This is a genomic window from Mycobacterium sp., assembly GCF_035570115.1.
In the GTDB taxonomy this organism is placed as follows: domain Bacteria; phylum Actinomycetota; class Actinomycetes; order Mycobacteriales; family Mycobacteriaceae; genus Mycobacterium.
Window position 1 is genome coordinate 1 of sequence record NZ_DATMLH010000118.1, and the last position, 22,330, is coordinate 22,330.

At 63.9% G+C, this 22,330-nt stretch carries 19 protein-coding genes, 1 tRNA gene and 1 pseudogene; 7 read left to right on the forward strand and 14 right to left on the reverse strand.

What is annotated here, in order from left to right; translation table 11 throughout:
• The 12 genes and pseudogenes from VNW74_RS10870 to VNW74_RS10925 form a co-directional block, all read right to left on the reverse strand.
• Positions 1 to 295: pseudogene (locus tag VNW74_RS10870) on the reverse strand (hypothetical protein); the annotation flags it as partial.
• A complete protein-coding gene (locus VNW74_RS10875) occupies positions 292 to 939 on the reverse strand; it encodes a hypothetical protein (protein ID WP_325676612.1) in 648 nt (215 codons plus the stop codon). The gene VNW74_RS10875 and the pseudogene VNW74_RS10870, both read right to left, overlap by 4 nt.
• Positions 897 to 2,402: an MlaD family protein gene (locus tag VNW74_RS10880; protein ID WP_325676613.1), complete on the reverse strand. Its 1,506-nt coding sequence runs from the start codon at positions 2,400 to 2,402 to the stop codon at positions 897 to 899. Before VNW74_RS10880 ends, VNW74_RS10875 begins: the two co-directional genes overlap by 43 nt.
• Position 2,403: 1 nt before the next feature.
• Entirely contained in the window at positions 2,404 to 3,525 is a 1,122-nt protein-coding gene (locus VNW74_RS10885) for an MCE family protein (RefSeq protein ID WP_325676614.1), read from the reverse strand.
• Positions 3,522 to 4,904, reverse strand: a complete 1,383-nt coding sequence (locus VNW74_RS10890; protein ID WP_325676615.1) for an MCE family protein — start codon at positions 4,902 to 4,904, stop codon at positions 3,522 to 3,524. The genes VNW74_RS10885 and VNW74_RS10890 overlap by 4 nt, the downstream gene beginning before the upstream one ends.
• The gene (locus VNW74_RS10895) at positions 4,904 to 6,226 is read right to left on the reverse strand and encodes an MCE family protein (protein WP_414686656.1); all 1,323 of its coding nucleotides are present in this window, start codon (positions 6,224 to 6,226) and stop codon (positions 4,904 to 4,906) included. The genes VNW74_RS10890 and VNW74_RS10895 overlap by 1 nt, the downstream gene beginning before the upstream one ends.
• Before the next feature lie 44 nt (positions 6,227 to 6,270).
• Positions 6,271 to 7,299 (reverse strand): MCE family protein, encoded by a 1,029-nt coding sequence (locus VNW74_RS10900; protein WP_325676617.1) that lies wholly within the window; start codon positions 7,297 to 7,299, stop codon positions 6,271 to 6,273.
• A 24-nt stretch (positions 7,300 to 7,323) separates the two neighbouring features.
• The gene (locus tag VNW74_RS10905; protein ID WP_325676618.1) at positions 7,324 to 8,670 is read right to left on the reverse strand and encodes an MCE family protein; all 1,347 of its coding nucleotides are present in this window, start codon (positions 8,668 to 8,670) and stop codon (positions 7,324 to 7,326) included.
• A 4-nt stretch (positions 8,671 to 8,674) separates the two neighbouring features.
• The gene (locus tag VNW74_RS10910; protein WP_325676619.1) at positions 8,675 to 9,619 is read right to left on the reverse strand and encodes an ABC transporter permease; all 945 of its coding nucleotides are present in this window, start codon (positions 9,617 to 9,619) and stop codon (positions 8,675 to 8,677) included.
• Positions 9,616 to 10,302 (reverse strand): ABC transporter permease, encoded by a 687-nt coding sequence (locus VNW74_RS10915; protein ID WP_325676701.1) that lies wholly within the window; start codon positions 10,300 to 10,302, stop codon positions 9,616 to 9,618. Before VNW74_RS10915 ends, VNW74_RS10910 begins: the two co-directional genes overlap by 4 nt.
• A gap of 677 nt (positions 10,303 to 10,979) precedes the next feature.
• The gene (locus tag VNW74_RS10920) at positions 10,980 to 12,863 is read right to left on the reverse strand and encodes a family 2A encapsulin nanocompartment cargo protein cysteine desulfurase (RefSeq protein WP_325676620.1); all 1,884 of its coding nucleotides are present in this window, start codon (positions 12,861 to 12,863) and stop codon (positions 10,980 to 10,982) included.
• Positions 12,850 to 13,773 carry a family 2A encapsulin nanocompartment shell protein gene (locus VNW74_RS10925; RefSeq protein ID WP_325676621.1) on the reverse strand — a complete coding sequence of 308 codons (924 nt, stop codon included), beginning with the start codon at positions 13,771 to 13,773 and terminating at the stop codon, positions 12,850 to 12,852. Before VNW74_RS10925 ends, VNW74_RS10920 begins: the two co-directional genes overlap by 14 nt.
• A 369-nt stretch (positions 13,774 to 14,142) precedes the next feature.
• Between VNW74_RS10925 and VNW74_RS10930 the strand changes: the two genes are divergently transcribed.
• Genes VNW74_RS10930 through cysE form a run of 3 tightly spaced genes read left to right on the forward strand, consistent with a single transcriptional unit; the run spans position 14,143 to position 17,011 of the window.
• On the forward strand, positions 14,143 to 15,405 hold the full coding sequence (locus VNW74_RS10930) for a TQXA domain-containing protein (protein ID WP_325676622.1): 1,263 nt from the start codon (positions 14,143 to 14,145) through the stop codon (positions 15,403 to 15,405).
• Positions 15,392 to 16,324, forward strand: a complete 933-nt coding sequence (gene cysK, locus VNW74_RS10935) for a cysteine synthase A (protein ID WP_325676623.1) — start codon at positions 15,392 to 15,394, stop codon at positions 16,322 to 16,324. Before VNW74_RS10930 ends, cysK begins: the two co-directional genes overlap by 14 nt.
• Before the next feature lie 3 nt (positions 16,325 to 16,327).
• On the forward strand, positions 16,328 to 17,011 hold the full coding sequence (cysE, locus tag VNW74_RS10940) for a serine O-acetyltransferase (protein ID WP_325676624.1): 684 nt from the start codon (positions 16,328 to 16,330) through the stop codon (positions 17,009 to 17,011).
• A 7-nt stretch (positions 17,012 to 17,018) separates the two neighbouring features.
• Here cysE and VNW74_RS10945 read toward each other — a convergent pair whose 3' ends face one another.
• Entirely contained in the window at positions 17,019 to 18,392 is a 1,374-nt protein-coding gene (locus VNW74_RS10945) for an MBL fold metallo-hydrolase (protein ID WP_325676625.1), read from the reverse strand.
• Between the two features lie 158 nt (positions 18,393 to 18,550).
• Between VNW74_RS10945 and VNW74_RS10950 the strand changes: the two genes are divergently transcribed.
• From VNW74_RS10950 to VNW74_RS10960, 3 genes are all read left to right on the forward strand, one after another.
• The gene (locus VNW74_RS10950) at positions 18,551 to 18,949 is read left to right on the forward strand and encodes a DUF732 domain-containing protein (protein WP_325676626.1); all 399 of its coding nucleotides are present in this window, start codon (positions 18,551 to 18,553) and stop codon (positions 18,947 to 18,949) included.
• 235 nt (positions 18,950 to 19,184) lie between these two features.
• Positions 19,185 to 19,757, forward strand: coding sequence for a DUF732 domain-containing protein (locus VNW74_RS10955; protein ID WP_325676628.1), 573 nt, complete (start codon positions 19,185 to 19,187; stop codon positions 19,755 to 19,757).
• 1,423 nt (positions 19,758 to 21,180) lie between these two features.
• Positions 21,181 to 21,384, forward strand: coding sequence for a hypothetical protein (locus VNW74_RS10960; RefSeq protein ID WP_325676630.1), 204 nt, complete (start codon positions 21,181 to 21,183; stop codon positions 21,382 to 21,384).
• 461 nt (positions 21,385 to 21,845) lie between these two features.
• Here the strand turns inward: VNW74_RS10960 and VNW74_RS10965 are convergent.
• Positions 21,846 to 21,918, reverse strand: a tRNA-Asn gene (locus VNW74_RS10965).
• 155 nt (positions 21,919 to 22,073) lie between these two features.
• Here VNW74_RS10965 and VNW74_RS10970 point away from each other — a divergent pair.
• Positions 22,074 to 22,322 (forward strand): hypothetical protein, encoded by a 249-nt coding sequence (locus VNW74_RS10970; protein ID WP_325676632.1) that lies wholly within the window; start codon positions 22,074 to 22,076, stop codon positions 22,320 to 22,322.
• Positions 22,323 to 22,330: the final 8 nt, after the last annotated feature.

A 22,330-nucleotide genomic window follows, 5' to 3' on the forward strand; every position in this document is an offset into this window, starting at 1 on the left:
TCAAGTAACCGACCCCCAGAGCCAAAACCAATGCCAGCGCGGGCAGTGCCGCAGCCAACAGACGAGCCCAGGAGAACCGGGCGCCTTGCTCGGCCGGCGCTCCTTCCGCATCGTCGTCGGCCACTCCTTCGTCGACGTCAAGTGATTCTGCGTCGTCGGCCGCCTCCGCCGCGTCGGCCAAGTCATCGCGCTCGGCAACGTCGTTGGGCGGCAGCTCGTCGGCGACCGGATCAGCGTCACCGGAGATCGCGGAGTCCTCCTCTTGCGCAACGAGAGCGGTTCGGCTGTTGCTCACGGCACGAACTCAACCTTCGACACCTTGCCGCTATCCCCTGTCTTGTCGACGGTAAGGCGCATCCGCCACCTGCGGGGCTCTTGGTCTGCTGGCGCTGCGGCCATTGACGTCTTGACCGCTACCGCGACGAGCACTTGCGCTTGGTCTTTCGTAGAGGAGAGCAGCCCCGCCTCGGCGATGGTGCCTTCCGATTTCGACTGCACTTTCTTGATGACCTCGACGAATGGTTGCGACCGGTCCTGGAATTCATCGTGAAAGGCGCCGGTCGCCGAGTCCAGGACCCGCTTGATGTCGGCATCGACCTCGGTGTAGTTGATCGTGGTGAGATTGATCGCGGTCTGCCGCGCGACTTGCACGTACAGGTTGCGCTGCGCCTGCACCTGGTTGTCTTCGTGCACGCGGTAGACCAGCCAGCCCCCTAACCCGACCAAGGCCAGGATGGCGGCAACACCCGCCGCGATCAAGCCTCGGGTGCCCGAAACCCACTGCCGTGCTGACTTTTCAGTGTCCTGGTCCGCGACGTCTTCAGTATCATCGGCGTCGATATCCTCCGCATTGAGCTCGTCGGCGGCGCTTTCCGCGTCGACGAGTTCAGCGGCGTCTACGGATTCGGCTTTTTCGGCGGCACCATCATGCTCTGCCATGTCTTGCCTTTCGAAGTAAAAGCCAGGTCGGATTGGGTGTAGGGGCGGCCGTCGGGGCCCACGTAGTTTCCGGTCGCCGGGTCATAGGGGATGGCGACCGGCGGCCGTGCCGCCGAGTCAGCGGGTGGGTGCCAGTGCTCGCCCGGTGAATACGGTGCGCCGCCCTTGGGGTACTGCGGCACACTCTGGCCGCTCAACGTGGCGTTGGGATCACCCTTCCAGAACAGACCGTCGTTGAGCGGGACGTACTGCTCGTCGCTTTCACACATCTCGACCGTCGGGGCGCGCTTCCCCGGCTTGGTCTCGCAGGGATCGTTGCGAACACCGCGGACGTTCATGTCGGAGTCCTGCGGAATGCGGCAGTACAACTCACCGGCGGGCCGGTCGGGATAGTCCTGCCTGACCGGGATCCGCTGCTGTTGCACCGGAAGGAATCCGGCGTTGCATGGTGGCGGCAGGTTGAGGTTCAAGTTGAAGTCGAGGTAGATGCCTCGGTAATCCTGCTTGTCAACCATGTCCGGCACGATTATCGACGACATCACCGCGGTACCCTGCGGAAAGAGAACCAACAGTTCCTCGAGATCGTTTCGGTAGGCCACCGCGATCTTGCCCAGACTGACCAGGTTGGCCAGTAGCACCGGCAGCGTGGGCGCCAGCCGGTCGAATAGCGCGGTGCCTTCATCAAGTGCTGGGCCGCCAACGTTGAGCAGATCGGCGAAAGAGCTGTCTTGTGCCTTGAGCTGGCTAGTGATCGCGTTCACCCGCCGCGCCCAGGTCGCGATCGAATCTTTGGTCCGCACTTGGGATTCGGCGACGGGCGGGAACTCGTCAATCAGTTTGGAGAAGGTATCGCTGGTCTTGCCGGCGTCGATCGCCAGCGCCGTGCCACCGTCGACGAGACGGGACAAGTCCGGCCCCAAACCCGCGACGGCTTTGGAGGCTTCATCGACGACGGTGTGCAGATTGTCCTGCGGAATCGCCTGCAGAGCCTTGTTGGTTGCGTCGAGCAGGAATCCGATATCGACGGGAACTTGTGTCTTGCCGACCGGAATGACGTCGCCGTCGCGCAGTTTCGGGCCGGTGTAGCCGGCGCTGCCGGAATGTGGTGTCAGCTCGAGGAACTGTTCACCGACCGCCGAGCGGCTGTGGACTGCGGCGGTCACGTCGGAAGGTACCGCGATGCCGGAGTTGAGAGAAAGAACGGCGCGAACCCCGTCGCGGGTGACATCGACCGATTTGACGCTGCCGATTTCGCTACCGCGATAGTTGACCACCGACGTCGGATACAACCCACCGGAGGACGGAAGGTCGACCGTCACCGTGTATCGGCCAATTCCCAACAGCGCGGGCAGTTTCACGAAGCCGAACGCCATGACGCCGATGGCGATGATGGTGACCGACGCGAGGATCGCCAACTGTGTCCACACCCGACGCGACAGGCGCAGCGTGCTCGAACGCGCCATGCTAGTAACCCCCCCAGTGGTAGGGCGCGATCAACGGGTTGGCAGCGGTGTATGGGCTGGGCATCTGGCCGATGGTGCGGCCCCACTGCAATTCGAGTTCGGTGAGGTTTCCCTCCCACTTCGACCCGGTGAAGAAACCGCTGTCAAGGCGGCTCAGGGTCAGGTCGACGACGAGCGTGATGTTGGCGAAGTCACCCCGAAACCAGTTGGGGGCGGTGCTCTTCACCCACGGGAGCGTCGACAGGAAATCCAGACCTTTGGTGAGAGCAGGCCCGGCGTTAGCCAGTTCCCGCAGGGCCGGAGCAAGGTTGCGGAAATTGTCCGTGAGTGACTTTTTGGTCTGATTGATCGTCGAGGCGGCGACGGCGCTGAACTTGCCCACCGCATCGATCGCGTTCACCAATTTCGTTCGTGAATCCGACAGCACACCCAGCGCCTGCGGGATCGTGGTGAGCGCCTTGTCGACCGTTTGATCCTCCTGGGCCACCTGGCCGACCAACGAGTTGAGACTTTCGGTCGCCGTGATGATGTCGTCGGTCTGAGCGTGCAGCTGGGTAATAAAGATATCCAGTTGGCTCAGCAGGCTGCGCATTTCCTTTTCACGGCCGGTCAAGGCCGTTGCGAACGCCTGGGTGATCTCCTGAATATGACCCAGCCCGCCGCCATTGAGCAGAATCGCCACCGAGGCGAGGGTCTGCTCGGTGGTCGGATACGTCGCGGCTCTCGAGAGTGGAATCACCGAGCCATTCTTGAGTTCACCTTGCGGTGGCTCGTCGGTCGGCGGCGCCAACTCGATGTGCATGGACCCCAGCAAGCTGGTCTGGCCCACCTTGGCGGTGCTGTTCGCCGGCAAATGGATATCGCCGTTGATCCGCATGGTCACCAACGCATGCCAGTCCTGAACCTCGATCTTGGTGACGTTGCCGACGTTGACGTCGGCGACACGTACCCGGGTGTTCGGCTGGATGACGACCACGTCGGGCAACTGCGCCTGAATGGTGTACGCGCCCTTGCCGATGCCCTCGGTTCCCGGCAGCTTCAGCGTGTTGAGGCCCTTCCAGCCACAACCCGTCAGCATGCACAAGCATGAAACGACAAGCCCTGCGACCACTGTGCGTCTCACGGCGTGCCTCTCGGTGGCACGGGTGCCGGCGCAGGCACCATCAATCCTTGCAGACCCTGGCTAGGGTCGGTGGAGCGAACCACGGCCGCCGGTGGCGGTGTGCTGCCCCCTGGCAGCGCTTGGGGCGACGAAGGTGCTGCGCTGGTGTCGTTGGCGGGCTGGGCACCCGGGGGCGGTATGTGCGGATTGAGCTTGTCTTCGCTGTAGGTGATCTCGTTGGGCCGTGCCGAGGCACCCACGAATGGGTTGAGGCCGATCGGCGGGAAGTTGTACTGGCGGTTCTTCATGATCGGAGCCAGATACTGCTCACACAGTCGCGCTGACTGCTTTGCCCCTATGCGGGATGCGGACTCGATTGAACCGCAGAGGAATTGGACGGTGTCGGCGAAGTTCACCGGCGCCAGAATCCCGGTGACCGCGCTTTGCGCCGGTTGATAGATGTTGAGGAAGTTCTGGAAGACGTCCGGTGCAACGTGCAGGGTTTGCTTGATGTCACGACGGCTGTCGTTCAGCGCCGCGGTGATGGCGTTGAGGTGGTCGAAGGTGGTGCCGATGGCCTCTCGGTTGTCGGCGACGAAGGGGCGCAGGTCGTTGACGGCAGTGTCCAAGCCCTGCATCGCCTGTCCCCACTCATTGGGAGTATTGGTCATCACCGTTGTGACGTTGGCCAGGTTTTTGTTGAACGAGGCCAGCAAGTCACTGCTCGAGGTCAGCGCGGATACAAACAGCTGCAGGTTGCGCACCGTGCTGAAGATGTCGGTGCTGTGGTCGCCGAGCGCCGAAACCGCCTGGGAGAGCTTGATGACGGTGTCCCGCGCGGTATCACCTTCGCCGCGGAAGTTGGCCGCTGAGGTGTTGATGAATTCGCCCAGGGGGCTTGTCCCACCTTTGGTAGTGGGTTGCAGGGAGTCGGTCAGCTTCTCCAGCTGCCGGCGCAGGTCGTCCCACTCGACGGGAACTGCGGTTCGTTCCTCGGGAATGGTCGCGCCGTCAGCCAGTTTCGGACCACCGGAGTAGACCGGAACGAGCTGAATCGCCCGCGCGGTGACCAGTGACGGCGACAGGATCGCCGCGCGGACGTCGGCGGGCACCGGGTACTCCGAGTCAACGGTGAACGTGACCTTTGCCGCCTGGGGTTGCGGGTCGATCTGCTCCACGGTCCCCACCGCGACGCCGAGGATACGAACTTCGTCGCCGGTGTAGATGCCGTTGGTGTTGCTGAAGTAGGCGACGTAGGTGTTTCTGTTCACGCTCTTCCACCACGGCGTGACCATCATGCTGATCCCGACGAGCAGGGTCAGGACCAGGCTGACCGCAGTCCCGATCGTCACGGCGCGTCGATGGTTCCCAATCCACGTGCCGACATTGGCGAACGCCATCAGTGACCCCCGCTCGCAGGCACTTCGCCAGGCGCCGGCACATACACCGGCGTCGGCTTGGGCGGTGGCTTCAGATCCGCCGGGGGCCCTGGAGGAGGCCCACCCGGGGGCGGCGCCGGCGGCGGCTGCCGGTACGGGTAGCAGCCAGGGGCTCCCGGCCTGCCGGGCGCACTGCACGGTTGATCGCCCGGGTTCCCGGTGATCGCATCCGGTATCGACCGTCTCGGCTCGCCACCCTGCCCGGTGCGAGGATAGGGTGGCGGCAGCGGCGGTAGACCGGGCTGGCCGTTGCCCGGGTCGGTAAGTTGCGACGGCAGCAGCACATTGGGATCAAGCCCCAAATCGGAAAACGCCGCGTCGGTGAACGGCTGCACGAGTTGTCCCGGTGCCAGGTTGACCAAAGAGGCCTTGAAGAAGGGCCCGGATCCCAGCACTTCGCCGAACGACATCGCATATTTCGGAAGCAGATACAACGTGCGCTGCAGTTCCTGCTTGCGGTTGTCCAGAATCGACAGCACACCGTTGAGCTTGTCCAGGGCCGGCTTCAGTTGCGTCCGGTTGTCGTTCACCACGGCGGATATCTGCCGCGCCGCGGCGCCGAGGTTGATCATCAACGCGTCGACCGCGTTGCGTTGCGTGAGAAGCTCGGCCAGTAGCGCGTTGGCGTTGACGATGAGGCCGGCGATCTGATCGCTGCGCTTGGCCAGCACCGCGGTGACCTTGTTCGCGTTGCCCAGTAAGTTGCGCAGTTTGGCGTCACGGTCGTCGAGCGTGCTGGAGAACTGTGCCACCCCCTCCAGCGCGACCTTCAGGTCGGGTGGGGTGTCCTTGAAGGTATCGGCCAATGTGGTGAGCGCCGAGGACAGCTTCGTGGTGTCCAAAGCGCTGATGGTGCTGGTCAAGTCGCCCAGCGCGGTCGGTAGGTCATAGGGCGAGCGGGTTCGCTCAACCGGGATGGCGCCGCTCAGTTTGCCGTCACCACGTGGGGTTATCTCCAGCATTTTGGTGCCGAGCACGGTCTCGGTTTTGATTGACGCCTCGGTGCGATCCCCCAGGGCGACGTCGTCGTCGACGGTGAAGCTGACCTTCACCTTCGTCCCATCCAGTTTGACGCTGGACACCCTGCCGACGGAGAGTCCTGACACTCGCACGTCGCTGCCCGACTTGATCCCACCGGCCTCGGTGAAATATGCGGTATAACTCGACTTGCCACTGATGAACGGGATCTTGTCGTAGGAGAAGACGGCGACCACCAAGGCAACAACGATGAGGATCCCGACCACTCCGACCGTGATCCGGTTGCGGTCGGCGAGCGGCTTGATACTGCGCCGCTTCAGCTTGTCCTTCAAAGCGCTTGTCACCGAGGTCATTTGGGCAAGCACCGCCCACTAGCTTGGCTCACCAGCTTGACGAACACCGGCTGGCCGTTCTTTCCGTTCAGCTTGAGAATCACATCGCAGATGTAGAAGCCGAAGTAATCGCCGTAAAGACCGTTGCGGGACAGCACCTGATAGGCGTCGGGAAGGGTTTTGACAAGGTCATCGACGTAGTCGTGATCGGCCTCGACTTGCCCTGCGAACCGGTCGGTTTGCACAACGGTGTCCCTGATCGGTTGGCGAGCGGTCGTCAACAGGTCGGCAACGGATCCCGTCGCGGCGTTGATGTAGGCCACACTGTTGGTGATATCGGTCCTACGTTCGGCTAGTGCCCCGACAAGTTGAGACAGCTTGCCCAGGCCGTCTGAGAACTGTTTGTCCCGAGCGCCGAAGGTGTGCAGCACGGTGTTCAGGTTGGTGATCACGTCGCCGATGAGCTTGTCCCGGTTGGCCAGCGTGGTGGTGAGCGCAGACGTCTGGCCAAGCACCGACGAGATCGTGGCCCCCTGGCCCTGGAACACCCTGAGCAACTGGCCGGACAATGCGTTGACCTGATCGGGATCCAACGCCCGGAACAGCGGCCGGAAGCCGCCGATGAGAGCGTCGACGTCGAGCGCGGGAGAAGTCCGAGCCAACGGAATCGTGGCTCCTGGTAACAACTTCCGCGTCGAGCCAGCGCCTTCTTCGAGCGACAGATAGCGGTCGCCGATGAGGTTTTCGTAGCGCACCGCCGCCTTGGTCCCTTCAGTGAGCGTCAGCCCCCTGTCGATGGCGAAGTCGACGTTGACCGTCCCATCCTTCCGCAGCTTGAGGCCTTTGACCTTTCCCACCTCGACGCCGGCGATGCGGACGAAGTTGCCGCCTTTGAGGCCTGAGACATTCGAGAAGACCGCGCTGTAGGAGGAGCGGGTGTCAAACCGGAACTGCCCGAACACTGTCACCAGAATGAAGACGAAGACAAGGCACACAACGGTGAACAACGCCACACGCGTAGCAGCGCGAATGGTCCTGCGTCTCATCGCTGTTCCTTGTTCGTTCGGCGGTCAGGGTCCGGGCGGTGCAGGGGGCGCCGGCGGCGTCGCGGCCCCCGCATAGTCCGGCGCCCCGGACGGAGGTTGTCCGGGGTAGGCCGGCGCCAAGCCTGGTGCCGGCGGGCCGGGGAAGCGAATCCACGGCGGCTGCGGTGTCCCCTTGGTGTACGGGAAGTAGTTGTTGTAACCGGGGAAGCCGATGCCGGGATTAGGTCGGATATCCAAGCCGGTACCGAATCCGGTGTCGGTGACCAGGTACTTCACCGGGAAGTTCGCGCTCGCGTCGGGCAGCGAGCCACAACTCGGCCTTCCACCGGGGCCGCCCTTGGCCTGTACGAGAGGCAGGTTGTCGGGATAGCGGTACGGGTCGTCGCCGAATAGCAGCCCGCCGTCGATCATGAGGGATTTGCCGTTGCCCCCCATTGCGTCTCTGCCGCCGTGCTCCAGGTACCACTGGGCTCCCTGGAACGTGCAGGTGTAGGTCGGCGAGTATTTGTTCAGCAGCTCGAAGGTGGGCGCCACGAGGTTGATCGCGCTGATCAGGTTCGGCTGATTCCCGCCGATCGTGTTGACGCCCGAGTCGGCGAATCCGATCGCGGCAAGAAGCACCTCGTCGAGCGCGGTCTTATTTTTCGCGATCGTGACGCTCGTCGTCGAAACCGAATCCAGGGTCGCCAGGATGTCCTGTGCCGCATCCGAGTACGCCTGGGTGGTCTTGCCGAATAGCTGCCAATCTCGCCGAACGGTAGGCATTTTCGGGTTCACGGCGAGCAGGGCTCTATTGCCTTCGGTGATCGCCTGACCGATGCGATCACCCTTGCCACGCACCCCTTCCGCCACGGCCGACAGCACACCGTTCAACTTCGCCGGGTCGATGGCGCGGACTATCGACTCAAGGTTCTCGAACACGGTGTTGACCTCAACGGTCACGTTGCGGCTGCGTAATACAGCACCCGCTACTAGTGGTCGATGGCTGGCGCCGTCAGAAGGAACGATGAGATCGACGTACTTCGCACCGAACGCGGTGCTTGACTTGATCTCTGCCTCGACGTTGCTTGGTAGGTAACGGAATTCATTCGGGAAAATCTTCAGTTTCAGCTTGGAAAGATGGGTGCCGGCCGGATCGGCGTAGGAATCCACCGTCGCCACTTCACCGATCTGGACGCCGCGCAACTTCACCTTCGCGCCGTCCTCCATGACCAGGCCGGCTCTGTCCGAAATGACAGTGAGCGGGATGGTTTTGCGTAGTGTTCCGGAGAACATCAGTGCGGTCAGAGTGCTCACTGCGACGACTACGAGAAGCAGCACCGGGGCCCACCAAATCGGATCGATTCCCCCCCGCCGGGGCGCGTTGCTCATGCCGTCACCCTGACAGGTGGAAGTTGCCGGACTGCCCGTACACCGACAGTGTGATGGTCAGCAGGATGAAAACCCCGGCGGTAATCGAGGTGCGCACCGCGCGACCGACCGCCTCGCCGACGCCGGCCGGACCGCCGGTCGCCGTGTACCCGTAGTAGGTGTGCACCGCCATCACCGCGGCCGCCATCGCTAGCGCCTCGCTGAACGACCACAACATGTCAGTGGGGTGCAGAAACGACGAGAAGTAGTGGTCGTACACGCCGCGGGACTGCCCGTAGATGATCGTCGTGCCGAACCGGGTCGCCAGGAACGACATCAGTACGGCAACGGTGTAGATCGGGATGACCGCTAGAACTCCCGCCACAATGCGGGTTGATGCCAGGTAAGTGATCGGCCGGATGGCCATCGCCTCCAGCGCGTCGATCTCTTCGTTGATGCGCATGGCCCCGAGTTGCGCGGTCGCCCCGGCACCAATGGTGGCGGCCAGCGCCACGCCCGCAGTTGCCGGCGCGATGAATCGAACATTGAGAAAAGCCCCCAGGAATCCGGTGAGGGCCTCGATCCCGACGTTGGACAGCGTGTTGTAGCCCTGTACGGCGATCAACGCGCCGGTGGTCAGCGTCAGAAATCCGACGATGACCACCGTGCCGCCGATGACGGCGAGCGCCCCGGTGCCCATCCCCATGACGGCGATCAGCCGCAGCACCTCCCCGGGGTAGCGGCGGACGGCGTCGACGGTGAATCTGAGCGCGTTGCCATAGAAGGCCGTCTGCTCACCGAGAGTCCGGGTCGCGTCGACCACTCGAGCCAGGGCCTCGCTGCCGGGTAGGGGTTTGCGCTCATCCTCCGCGGTCTTGCGTTGGCGTTCCTTACGTCTCGGGGTTGCGCCGACCGCCCGAGGCCGGCTTTGGTTGCCGGGTACGGTCTCGTCCGTTTCTGTCGCGGTCATGGAGCCACCTTCACACCGAATGCGGTGGCCAAAATGTTGATGAGGAACAGGGCCATGAATGCGAACACCACGGTCTCGTTGACGGCGTTGCCGACGGCGGTCGGCCCGCCGCCGACCGACAGTCCCTTATAACAAGCAATCAGACCGGCTGAGAGACCGAAAAGTGTTGCCTTGGCCAGAGATACGATCACCTGAGGGAGGCCAGTGAGCAGTGTCATGCCGAACACGAATGCCCCCGGCGTGACGTGCTGGACGTATACCACGAAAAAGTAGCTCCCCGAGAGTCCCACCACCGCGACCACCGAATAAAGCATCAGCGCAACGAAAGTCGCGGCGATCACGCGGGGCACCACCAGGGCTTGGATGGGGTTGACGCCGATGACCTTCATCGCGTCGATCTCCTCGCGAATTGTCCGGGCGCCCAGATCAGCGCACATCGCGGTGGAGGCCGCGCCCGAGACGACGATCGCCGTGACCACCGGGCCCACCTGGGTGACCGAAGCAAGCGCTGCACCGGCACCGGACAGGTCGCCGGCCCCGACCTCGATCAGCACAATGTTCAACGTGAAAACGATCAAGACGGTGTAGGGAATCGACAACACCACCGTCGGGACGATCGAAACCCTTGCCACGAACCAGATCTGATCGATCAGCTCGCGCCAGGCGAAGGGTCGGCGGAACATGGCGGCGAAAGTTTCGCCGGCCAGGACGACGAAATCGCCCACGGCGATGGCGGGCTTCGACCAGGCAGCACCTGATTTGGTCAGCGCTGAAGAGATTGTGGACACCGGCCTACCCGATCCGCCGGTAGCCATGACGGCGTGACAATGATCTCATCCTGTCCCCGCCCCGATGCCCCGTGTCCGGATTAGTGGACTCTCGGTCCGGAAAGTCGACATATTCGACATGAGCGAGCATAAGCGAAATTTGCTCATGCGCCTTACGTAGAGTCAACGGCCACTGCGCGACCGAACGCAGTAATTGCAGGTTAGCTACGAAAAAGTCGTTTCGGGCGGTTGCTGGTTTTGCTGTGACCAAAGCGCTCATCGGATTTGCTCGTCCTGCCGATAATGGATACGGCTCATCGCGCTCCTCTGTCTGAAGGGGAAAGCTTTGGGTCACCCGGCTATCTGCAGGTATGGACGCGTGCGGCCGCGCGACATCGACGCCGCTTCTTGACTGCACACACAGACCACGTCGGAAACTTACGGATATCGCGCCATCGGTGCGAGGGTTGGAATCAACCAGAAGAAATCTGACCAGCGCGATACCACCCGACGATCAGCCCAGGCGTCGCCAAGCAATTCGTTGCTCAGCTGAGCCGAATACGTCGTGCGAACAGGCCCTTCGGTCGAAGGGCTCAGCCGACGTTGGTGCCGCCCTCCGCGATCCGGCGTACCGCGTTGAGGAAGACGTCGATCTCCTCGAACGTGTTGTAGAACGCGAACGACGGGCGAACGGTCGCCTCGAGTCCCAGGCGCCGCAGTGCCGGCTGGGCGCAGTGGTGGCCCGCGCGCACCGCGATGCCTTCGGCGTTGAGCGCTTTGCCCACCTCGAGCGGCTCGTGTCCGGCCAGTACGAACGACAACACGCTGGCCTTCTCGGTTGCAGTGCCGACGAGGCGAACGCCGGGAATGTCAGCCAGCCGCGGTGTCGCGTACTCGAGCAAGGCGTGCTCATAGGCCGCGATGCGCTCAATGCCCAACCGCTCGACATAGCGCAATGCCTCGGCAAGCCCGACGGCGTCGGCGATATTGCCGGTGCCGGCCTCGAACTTGGTCGGCGGCCCCTGATACAGCGAACGTTCCGTCGTGACGTCGGCGATCATGTGGCCGCCGCCCTGCCACGGCGGTGTTTCGGTGAGCGCTTCCTCGGTGCCATAGAGCGCACCGATCCCGGTGGGGCCGTAGATCTTGTGCCCGGAGAACACGAAGAAATCCGCGCCGAGTTCAGCGACGTCGACCGGCATGTGCTGGATCGACTGGGCGCCGTCGATCAGCACCCGCGCGCCGTAGCGGTGACCCACCTCGACGATCTTGTCGACCGGGACCACCGTGCCCAGCGCATTGGAGACCTGGCTGGCGGCTACCAGCTTGGTCCGCGGACCCAGCAGCTCCTCGAATTCCGACAGCAACAGGTTGCCCGCGTCGTCAATCGGCGCCCACTTCAGGATCGCTCCCGTTTTCTGTGAAATCAGTTGCCAGGGAACGATATTGGCGTGGTGCTCCAGATGCGTGATGACGATCTCGTCGCCAGGCTGCAGGTGTTTGCCGCCCCAGGCGTGCGCCACCAGGTTGATCGCCTCGGTGGTGCCGCGCACGAAGACGATGTCGTCGGCCGACGGCGCGCCGATGAATTCGGCCACCGTGTCGCGCGCCTCTTCGTAGGCGTCGGTGGCCCGCGCCGCCAACTCGTGGGCGGCGCGGTGAATGTTGGAGTTCTCGTGGGCGTAGAAATGCGACAGCCGGTCGATGACCACTTGCGGCTTCTGGGTGGTCGCCGCGTTGTCGAACCAGATCAGCGGCTTTCCGTGGACGGTCTCCTTCAGGATCGGAAAGTCCGCCCGCACGGCGTTGACGTCGAAAACCTCGTGCTCGTCGGGCAACTGGGGCACCGGGTCGGCCGCGGTCAGGAAGTGATAGTTGTGTTCGTCGCCGTCCGCCGCATGCGGCGCGACCGGCGGCGCATCAGACCAGCCCAGCTCGGGCACCGACGGAGCCTCCGGCAACCAGAACGGCGCTGAGCCGCGGGGAGCCACCGGGACCGTCGGCACTGTGCCGGCCAACACCCCGGGCACCGTGGGCACGATGCCCTCGGTCGGCACTGCGAAGGCGGCCAGATCGCCGGTCGGCAAATAGGGATCCGCGACGCTGCCTGTCGTTTCGGCCGCCGACGGCGCGGCCGTCGTGTCGGGTACGTTGCCGCGCGGGGCGACCGGCACCGTTTGCGGCGGGAGTTCGGGTTCGGGAGACGTCGGAGCCGGGACGTAGATGTCCCCGGCACCCACCAGCGGGACCGGCGTTGGGTACGCATCCGCTGCGCCCGCCACGGTCTGCCCGGCCGAGGCGGCCGCCGTGGTGTCCGGCACGTTGCCGCGCGGCGCGACCGGTGCCGACTGCGGCGGACTGTCGAATCCCGGACGGACGCTGGCCGCATAAAGCTGGTTGGCCAGCACGGCGAGTTCTGCAGCGCTGATGGGCAAGTCGCTTTCGGCGTCTACCGCTCGGTACTCACTTGTAGGCATGGAACTGGTCTACGGCGGCGCCATCGAGCACGGCGAGCGCGTCGTCGGTCAGCACAGCCAAAGACGTGTAGAGCGTGACCAGGTATCGGGCAATCGCCGATTCGTTGATGCCGGTGAACCGCACCGACAACCCCGGCGCCTGCTCGCCGACCAGGCCGGGCTGGAACAGCCCCACGACGCCCTGGCGCTCCTCGCCGGTGCGCACCAGGATGAACTTCGTCTTGCTCTTCTCCACCGGCACCTTGTCCGACGGGATGATAGGGATCCCGCGCCACGTGATGAACTGTGCGCCGAACAGGCTCACCACCACCGGCGGCACGCCGCGACGGGTGGCCTCGCGACCGAACGCGGCGACGCCGAGTGGGTGTGTCAGGAAGAAGCTGGGCGTTTTCCAGACCTTGGTGATCAACGCATCGAGGTCATCGGGCGTGGGAGCACCGGCCAGCGTTTTGATGGTCTGCTCGGGAGTCGCCTGCGCGAGCAGACCGTACTCGGGGCTGTTGACCAGTTCGGATTCTTGGCGCTCTTTGATCGTCTCGATGGTCAGCCGCAGCTGCTGCGTCACCTGGTCGTGCGGGCTGGAGTACAGGTCGGACACCCGAGTGTGGATATCGAGCAGCGTGGAGATGGTCCGCAGCGTGTACTCGCGGGGGTTGGTCTCATAGTCGACGTACGTCTCGGGCAACGGCTCCTCAGTACCGACGCCCTCGTCGGCGTGGATCGCGACCTGCTCGGGGTTGACCACCCGGTTGACCCGGTAGATACCGGCTTCCACCGGCACCCAACTGAGCAGATGGAGCAACCAGCGCGGGGTGATCGTCGAGAGCTGCGGAACAGTCTTTGTTGCGTTCGCGAGCTGCCGGGCACCGAGATCGCCAAGCGCCTGAGACTCGTTTTGGGCCGAGGTCATCGTGGTCCTTCCGTCTTGGTCGAAAAATGAGGCGTGTCGGTCCAGTGACGGCCGACTGAGAGCGCCGCGCCGAGCCTAGGCAAGTGTAAAACTCACCGAGATTTTTTCAACGCGTGGGGGCGAATGTAGCCAAAATAAGCCCGCTCAGAATCATGCCTTATAGTGAAGTGCATGCAACAGGCTGCACCGCTGCGCTTTGTCCCCTCGCGCTGCCTCATCGTGCTCTGTTGTTGTTGTTGTTGATTTCCTGACGCCCATCTGACGTTCAAATCGTCGCGCATTTATCCCGCAAGCGGGCGGCCATGCCAGACCTTGCGGCGTTACCAAATCGCGCGCGATTGCACTCTCCCAGGAAGATCAACCAGACCCATGACTGTTTTATCCCTACCCGCGCCGACGCAGGTGACGTCCCGCCGACGCGTCCTCGTCCGGCCGGCGAACGAACTTCCCCGGATGACCCGCTACCGGGGCGGAACCTATTCGCACACGGTGGACAGGATCGTGTTCACTGACGGCACCACCGCGCGCACCGACCTGATCAGGCTCAACCCCAACCTGGACGCCTACTCCCTGGACTTCACCGGTATCGCGCCACACCTTCCGTCGCGCTATCGGCTGGGAACCTGGTCGGCACTGCCCCACTTACGCGGTGGTGGACGCGAGGCCCAGATCGGCTGGATCCTGCGCCATTCCTTCCCGATCACCACAACCGCCGAATTGAGCCGACAACTACGCGCCGCCGGCTATCCGTTGGGGGCAGCCAACATCAGCGAGCACGAAGCCATCGCGGCGACCCAGGCCGCGATCTGGTACTTCACCAACGGTCTGGCTCTGGACACCCAGCCACTGAACGTTCCGGTCGCGGTGAAGAGGGGTCCCGGGCCGGTAATCACCTATGAATTCGACGGCCAACCCCAACTGGGCGGCTATTCGGTCTGGACCACGTCGGATGACCCTGTCAGCCTGCGATTGCAAAAGTCAGCCAACGGCGTTGACTGGTATGACGTTTCGGGTTCACAGCTGATCACCGATCCAGCCAAGGGCCGCTACCAACGCGCGCTGGGTGTGGGCAGCACCTTGTCATCGAGTAGCCACGGCCGCCGTGGGCGCGGCTTCCGCTTCTACCGACTTATCGCTGCGACCCAGAACGGCGCACCCGGCATCGGTCACGTCGGTTTCTGGCTCACCGGCACACGGCACTACCGCAACGCCGACCGGGTAGTGCACCTCTACAACTACTTGCTCACCGGGGCGAGCACGGTCCTGCGCGAAGCCGGCGAACCACGACTCGTCGCCACTCACGCAGTTGCTGAACCCGGCCTGGTGGGTCCCTTCCAAGTTCGAATTCCCCTGACGCTCAAGGTAACCGATGGTCACACGTTGATCGATGCGGACGGCGCAACGATCGATGGGACAGTTCAACCGGGCAGCGACTTCTACCTCCGACCGGCGCCGGGCACGACGACGACCACCTTGACCGCAACGACAGCGCACAACGTCGCCGGGCGGGTGCTGACCGGAGTGGCGTTAGAGGGGGCGGCGCAGCGATTCACACCGGTCGCCCTGGCGATACCCGCTGACGTTGCAATCCACTTCGACATCCGCTGGGATGGCGACTGTGAGCATCGCTGAGAACATCACCCAACTGATCGGAAACACACCCCTGGTCCGGTTGAACCGGGTCACCGACGGTGTAGATGCGGATGTTGTCGCCAAGCTGGAATCGTTCAATCCGGCGGCCAGCGTGAAGGACCGTCTCGGGGTGGCCCTGATCGACGCGGCCGAGGAAGCCGGCCTGATCAGACCCGACACCATCATCCTCGAGCCAACCAGCGGAAACACCGGCATCGCTCTCGCGCAAGTGGCGGCGGCACGCGGCTATCGACTCGTGCTGACCATGCCCGAAACCATGAGTGTCGAACGGCGGAAGTTGCTGCTCGCCTACGGCGCCGAACTCATCCTGACCCCGGGCGCCGAAGGCATGCCCGGCGCTATCGCCAAGGCCGAGGAACTGGCCAAAACCGACCAACGGTATTTCGTGCCCCAGCAGTTCGAGAATCCGGCCAACCCGGCGATTCACCGCAAGACCACCGCCGAAGAGGTGTGGCGCGACACCGATGGCAAGATCGACATCTTCGTGTCGGGAGTCGGCACCGGCGGGACCATCACCGGTGTCGCGCAGGTCCTCAAGGAACGCAAGCCCTCGGTGCAGATCGTGGCCGTCGAGCCGGCCGCGTCGCCGGTGCTGTCCGGCGGCCAGAAGGGACCCCACCCCATCCAGGGCATCGGGGCAGGATTCGTCCCACCGGTTCTTGACTTGGATCTGGTCGACGAGATCGTCACCGTCGGCAACGACGACGCCATTAACTTGGCTCGGCGGCTGGCTCGCGAAGAGGGACTGCTCGCCGGTATTTCCTCGGGTGCGGCGACGGTGGCTGCGCTGCAGGTAGCCCGACGTCCCGAAAACGCCGGAAAGCTCATCGTTGTCGTGCTCCCCGACTTCGGCGAACGATATCTGAGCACACCGCTGTTCGCGGACGCGACCGAGTAGCCCATGCTGACGGCGATACGCCAGGACATCCGGGCGGCCAAGGAGCGGGATCCGGCCGTCCCCAGCACGCTGCAGGTCATCTTCGCCTATCCGGGCGTGCACGCGATATGGGGCCACCGGATCAGCCACTGGCTGTGGAACCGCGGCGCGCGAGTGGCCGCGCGGGTTTTTGCGGAGCTCACCCGCATCCTGACCGGCGTCGAGATCCATCCCGGCGCGATCCTGGGCAGCGGCCTATTCATCGACCACGCCACCGGTGTGGTGATCGGAGAAACAGCCGAAGTGGGCGACGACGTCACGATCTACCACGGCGTCACACTCGGCGGCAGCGGCAACGACACCGGAAAACGCCACCCGACTATCGGTGACCGGGTGATCATCGGCGCGGGCGCTAAGGTCCTCGGCGCGATCAAGATCGGCGACGACAGCCGGATCGGCGCCAACGCCGTCGTGGTCAAAGAGGTGCCGTCGAGCAGCGTGGTCGTTGGGGTTCCCGGGCAGATCATCAGCCGCGCCGGGCCGGGCAGCGCGGATGACTCCCTGATGCCTGACCTGGTGGGCGTCAGCCTGCAGTCGTTGCTGACCAGGGTGGCCAAGCTAGAGGCCCAGGCCAATACCCCTCAGACCGGTCGCGTCATCCGGCCGCCGGAGGCCGGAGTGTGGCACGGCGAGGACTTCTCCATCTGATGCGCCGTCACGCGGCGCCGGCGCCCTGCCAGGCTTCGTAGCCGCCCATCAGGTCCGATACATCATCGAAGCCCGAAGCGCGAAGTAGGCTCGCAGCCACCAGCGAGCGGTAACCGCTTGCGCAGTAAGCGACCACCGGGGCCGTCTGATCGAGGCTGGCGATCGAATCGGTCAGTGCCGGCAGCGGGATCTCGCGTGCTCCGGGGATGACGCCGTCCGCCGTCTCACCAGGGTTGCGCACATCCACAAGCTGCACACCGGGCTGCAGGCTACGCAGTTCGGCTAGCTGCCCGCCGGTCAGCCGGGAAGCGGTCCGGATAAGATCTGGCCGCCGCGTGAAAACGCTTGGCAAATCGCGTAATTGACCAATTACCCGGTCGAAGCCTACCCGGGCGAGGCGGGTCTTGGATTCCTGCGCATGCGCAGGGTCGCCGACCAGGACGATGTCCCGATCGGGCGGCACGACGATACCGACAGATTCGGCGAAGCGCCCGCGCAGGCCCACATTAACCGCACCGCGTAAGTGACCGGACGCATAGTCGGCCGACTCCCGGCCATCCAGCAAAATGGCGCCCGCCCGGGCATGTGTGCAGACTTCGTCGATGTCCATCAGGGCCGGCGCATTTCCGTCCAGCAGCGGATGTTGCTCACGGTTGCGCAGCGAGTCGAACTCGAAGTACCGCGGTCGCGGGGGCTGGTCCTCGGTGAGCGCGGCGACGAACTCGTCGGCATCGATCATCTGCAGCGCATAGTTGGTCCGGCGCTGCTCACCGATTGTTGAACTGGTTTCGCTCGACAGCTGCTTGCCGCACGCCGATCCGGCGCCGTGCGCGGGAAAAACCCGCGTAGCGTCGGGCAGCTGCAGAAGTTTGTCGTGCAGTGACCCGTATAGCGTCCGGGCCAACGTCTCCGCCGACAGGCCGTTGTCCGCGAGCAGATCCGGACGGCCCACGTCGCCGACGAACAGCGTGTCGCCCGTGAGCACCCCGTAGGGCACCTCATCGTCGGCATTCTCGTAGACCACGATGCATATCGACTCGGGAGTGTGCCCCGGTGTCGCGAGAATCTCCAGGGTGACTTGGCCCAGCGAGATCCGCTGGCCGTCCCGCAACGGCTCGATCGGGAACTCGACGTCGGCGTCTTCGCCGTAGCTGATCAGCGCCCCGGTGGCGGCGGCCAGCTCGAGGTGACCGCTCAGAAAGTCGGCGTGGATGTGGGTTTCGATGACCCTTTCGATGCGCAAGCCATGTTCGGCGGCTTCGCTCAAGTAGTCATCGATGTCGCGACGAGGGTCGACCACGACCGCACGGCCGGTGGTCTCATCCCCGATCAGATAAGACCCCTGCGACAAACAGTCCAGATAGTGCTGCGTGAAGATCATCTTTTTTCGCTCCCCACCCGGAGGGCCGTCACAACCCACCATCGAATCGTGACCCGGGCCCGGTGACCAGGGTTTGACTCGACCAGACTCGATACCCGACGAAGCGGACGAATCGGGCTCGACAGGACAATCGCACCGACGTGGACGATAATCGTCCGATGCGACTGCCTCTGATGCTTGCCACCGTGGCCGCCATCGTCGGCGTGGCCGTGGCCGTGCCAGCGCTGGCCGACCCCCCTCCCGGCCCCGTTCCGGACGATCCTGTTGCTGATCAAAACTTTCTGGCCTCGCTCAACAATGCGGGCATGACCTACCGCAGCGCCCCCGATGCCGTCGCGGCGGGCCGAATGGCCTGCAACATGATGATCTCGGGGCGATCGGAAAAGGACGTCGTCGATGAGCTGGCCATGCGCAACCCCGGATTGAACGGCGGCGGTGCCATGAAGTTCGCGGCGCTTGCGTCGAGCACGTACTGCCCGGACTACTTGAGCAAGTCGAGCCAGCACACCACCCAGCCGCTGATCCCCGGTCTTGGTCCCAAGCCACTAGGCCAGTAACAGACGTTTGCTGCCCCGCCTGGACTCAAACCCGACCTGTGATGTCGGCGGCTGATCCCGGCATCAGCTGATCGACCGTCCTCAACCATCTGCGCCACAGCAGCTTTGGCGCCATCGCGCCGGTCAGAACCATCGTCACTTCGCCGCGGCGGGCCTAGAGGGCTGAGCTGTGTTCCGGTCACACCGTGAGACTGAATCGCCACGGCCGGGCATTCATCGAACTAGACTCTCAGTCATGGACGCAGATGGCGTCCCGCGCGAGAAGACGGCGTCGGCAGCACCCTCGGAAGAGACCGAGGCCATCAGCGCTTGGTCGCTCAGCGACGACGCGCCCGGCGTCGCGCCCTTCCAGTCATCCCGATCACGCAGCGCCCTCCTGCGGTGTGTCGCCATCGTCCTGGCGCTGGGGACGGCCGGTGTCGTCGCTTGGTTCGGGGTGACGCCGTACGGGGAGCGGGGCATACCTGCCGCCACCGCCGAACCACCGTCAGCGAGCACCGAGCCGCCGCCTCCCACGCCTGACCAGCAATTTCTTACGTCGCTGCACCAAATCGGCGTTAACCCTGAGGCGGACGCCGGCGCACTGATCGGGGACGGCCACCACGTCTGTCAGGCGCTCGGCCACCGTGAGCCGTTCAACGAGGTCGTCGCTGACATCCAAGCCGGGGCTTGGGTTAATTCCAGCCAGGCGAATATCGAAACGTCTCGGGAGTTCGCCATGGCCGCCATTGACGTCTACTGCCCGCAATACCAGGCTGGGGCGCCCCCGCTGCTGCGCACCCCACCGATGCTGCTCAACCCGAAATAGGTTCCGCCCGGCCTCTGAGCCGCAACGATCGAGGCGCCCGCCTGGACTCGAAGTCATCACGCCTGTTTGCTAGCGCAGGGAACACCAAACCGTTGCGGCGCGAGCCGTGTAGCAGAAGCCGAGTGTGAAATGCCCTGCCCCGTGCAATGCACGGATGCGCTGCAATGAAAGATATTCCTGTGCAAGTGATTCCGCGATATCATCGCGGGCATGTTTGATGAGCCACCGACATTTATACCGGCGTGTGATGATGCCGACAGGGGCGCTGCTTTCTGCTGTGGGTTAGCAGTTAGACGTTGTGGTCGCACGGCACGGTTAGCGGCTTAAGTTGCCCGTTACCGTAATTGCAAGCCGCGCATGACCCTATCGTCCGGTTGTAGATCGACGTTGAGTCGCACTGTGTCGGATCCACTGTTGGCCCGAACGCTGGCGTAGGAAACGTGCCAGGCGGAACGCAATCAGCTATCGGCGCATTGGGCGGGCATGCCGGGGCAGTTCGATATGCGTTGCCGCACACCCCGGCTTGCTCGCACGCTGGACCACGCGGTGGTGGCGCGCCACAGAGATTCGGCGCTTGCGGGTTGGGCATAAGGGAGTTTACGCACGCTTGGCAGGCTTGCCCGTTAGCGCCGCCGCCTTGCGCCGTACCCGCGTATTGGCACGGCCCCTCGGTGCGGAATGCGTTGCCGCAGACGACCCCTTGAGCGCAGGTTGGCCGGTAGAAGTACGGCTTACCACAGAGCATCGCCGAATTAGGGCTGTTGCCGTGGGAGTTTAGGCAGGACGTGCATTCCTGCGCGTGAGCGCCCTCCTCCGCTGTACCAACATAGGCGCACGGCCCCGCTGCGCTAGCCACCGGGGCGACGATCACCGACAACGCGACCGCCGCAGTAGCCAGAATGGTTGAGACTGTTTTCATTTCAAGGTGTCCTATCGTGGGGTTTCTGTGGGTCAGTCCGTAGGGCGCGTGTCCTGGCATACGCCGATCAGGGAATCGAAGGACCAGCCGCTTTGTCTGGTCAAACGTGCAGCCTATGTCTTCGTGTCATTGAATACCGCGTTATCGCGTGACGCGTGACGATGGCCCCCGCGCGCTGACTCTTCGTGTAGGGCAGTCCATCGGCCTCGATATGCATCAGGAATAGATCATCCGCGTTCGAGGTAACGAGATCCGGTTTCGGCCATTGCGCGGGCGGCGGCGGAAACACTGGTGATTGCGAATACTTTGCGGGCCGCTGGTACGCGATCACAGGGACGTGTAACGGGCGGTAGGCGATCTGGTTCCTATGGCGCAGGTATGACGCCGAAACAAGACCAGTAGTGGACTACTCGCGTCAGTTGCAACTGCTTCGCGGCACCATCGAACGGTAGCCATTCGCCCCCCTCCAAGGGGTCACTCATACGGCTTAAGGGAGAAGAACTCATGGGATACATCCCTGCTCTGTTGGGAGAGGCCGGCGCGACGGACGATGTCGCCGGGGTAACCCACGGCATCGACTCGGGAATGTTTAACAGCACCGACGAAGACATGGAGGTGCTCATGCCGACCGACAGCTACTTGCCGCAGGGAGGCACCATCCTGGTCCGTTGGCAGAAGCCGGCGCGACGGACGATCTCCCCGGGGTAACCCAGGGCTCGGGTGCGGCCCGCCACGTGGAGAGAGCCGTGGCGGGCCGAGTCCCTTATTCAGACGTGGACTAGGACGATCCGGTTCCCGACGGCGCGTTCCAAGTCCCGGTCCCAGGGTCGTACCGGAACCCACATGCCAGCATGGCCGCCGGGCACCGCGGAGGGTAGACCTGGGCGCCTGGGAGCACCGGCCCTGCCTGCGTCGGTATCTGGTATCCGGGGCGGGGTGAGGGTGCCAGCCAGGACGCCACCGTTAAGCGCTTCATGCGTCGATGTTCGCGTCGGGGTCCGACAAGCTGTTGACCTCATCGGCCGTGGTGTTCATTTGCTGTGCCTCCGACTCACTGGTTGGTGAATGAGTGGAGAAGCCGGCGGACCGTTTGCGTCCGAAAGCCACACGTAGGGCACAAAGCTTGCTTTGCAGGTCTAGATACATGGTCTGACCTGCGCAAAGACCTGCTCCCCCGCCTGGACTCGAACCAGGAACCTATCGGTTAACAGCCGAACGCTCTGCCAATTGAGCTACAGGGGACTGCTGGTGTCCGCGCGCACGCTCGCGCGGATCGCTGGACGACTCTAGCGTACTTGCGTGCCGACGCCCAAGCAGACTGATCGCCCGCCGAGGGGCGCCTGCCCTCGAGCATGGGGCAGGATGGACGCATCGCAGCAACGTCAGGAGGGACAGCTTTGATCCGGTATGTCGTCGTCCTGGGACTCGGCTATGTGTTGGGCGCGAAGGCCGGACGGCGTCGCTACGAACAGATCGTCGGCACCTACCGCGCCCTGACCAGCAGTCCCGTCGCCAAATCGGTAATCGAGGGAGGACGACGCACCATCGCGAATCGGGTCTCGCCCGACACGCGAATGGTGACGTTGACCGAGATCGACGACGAGACCGCTGTGGTCGAGCCCCAAAAGCCGCGCAGGGCCACCTAACCGCGAAT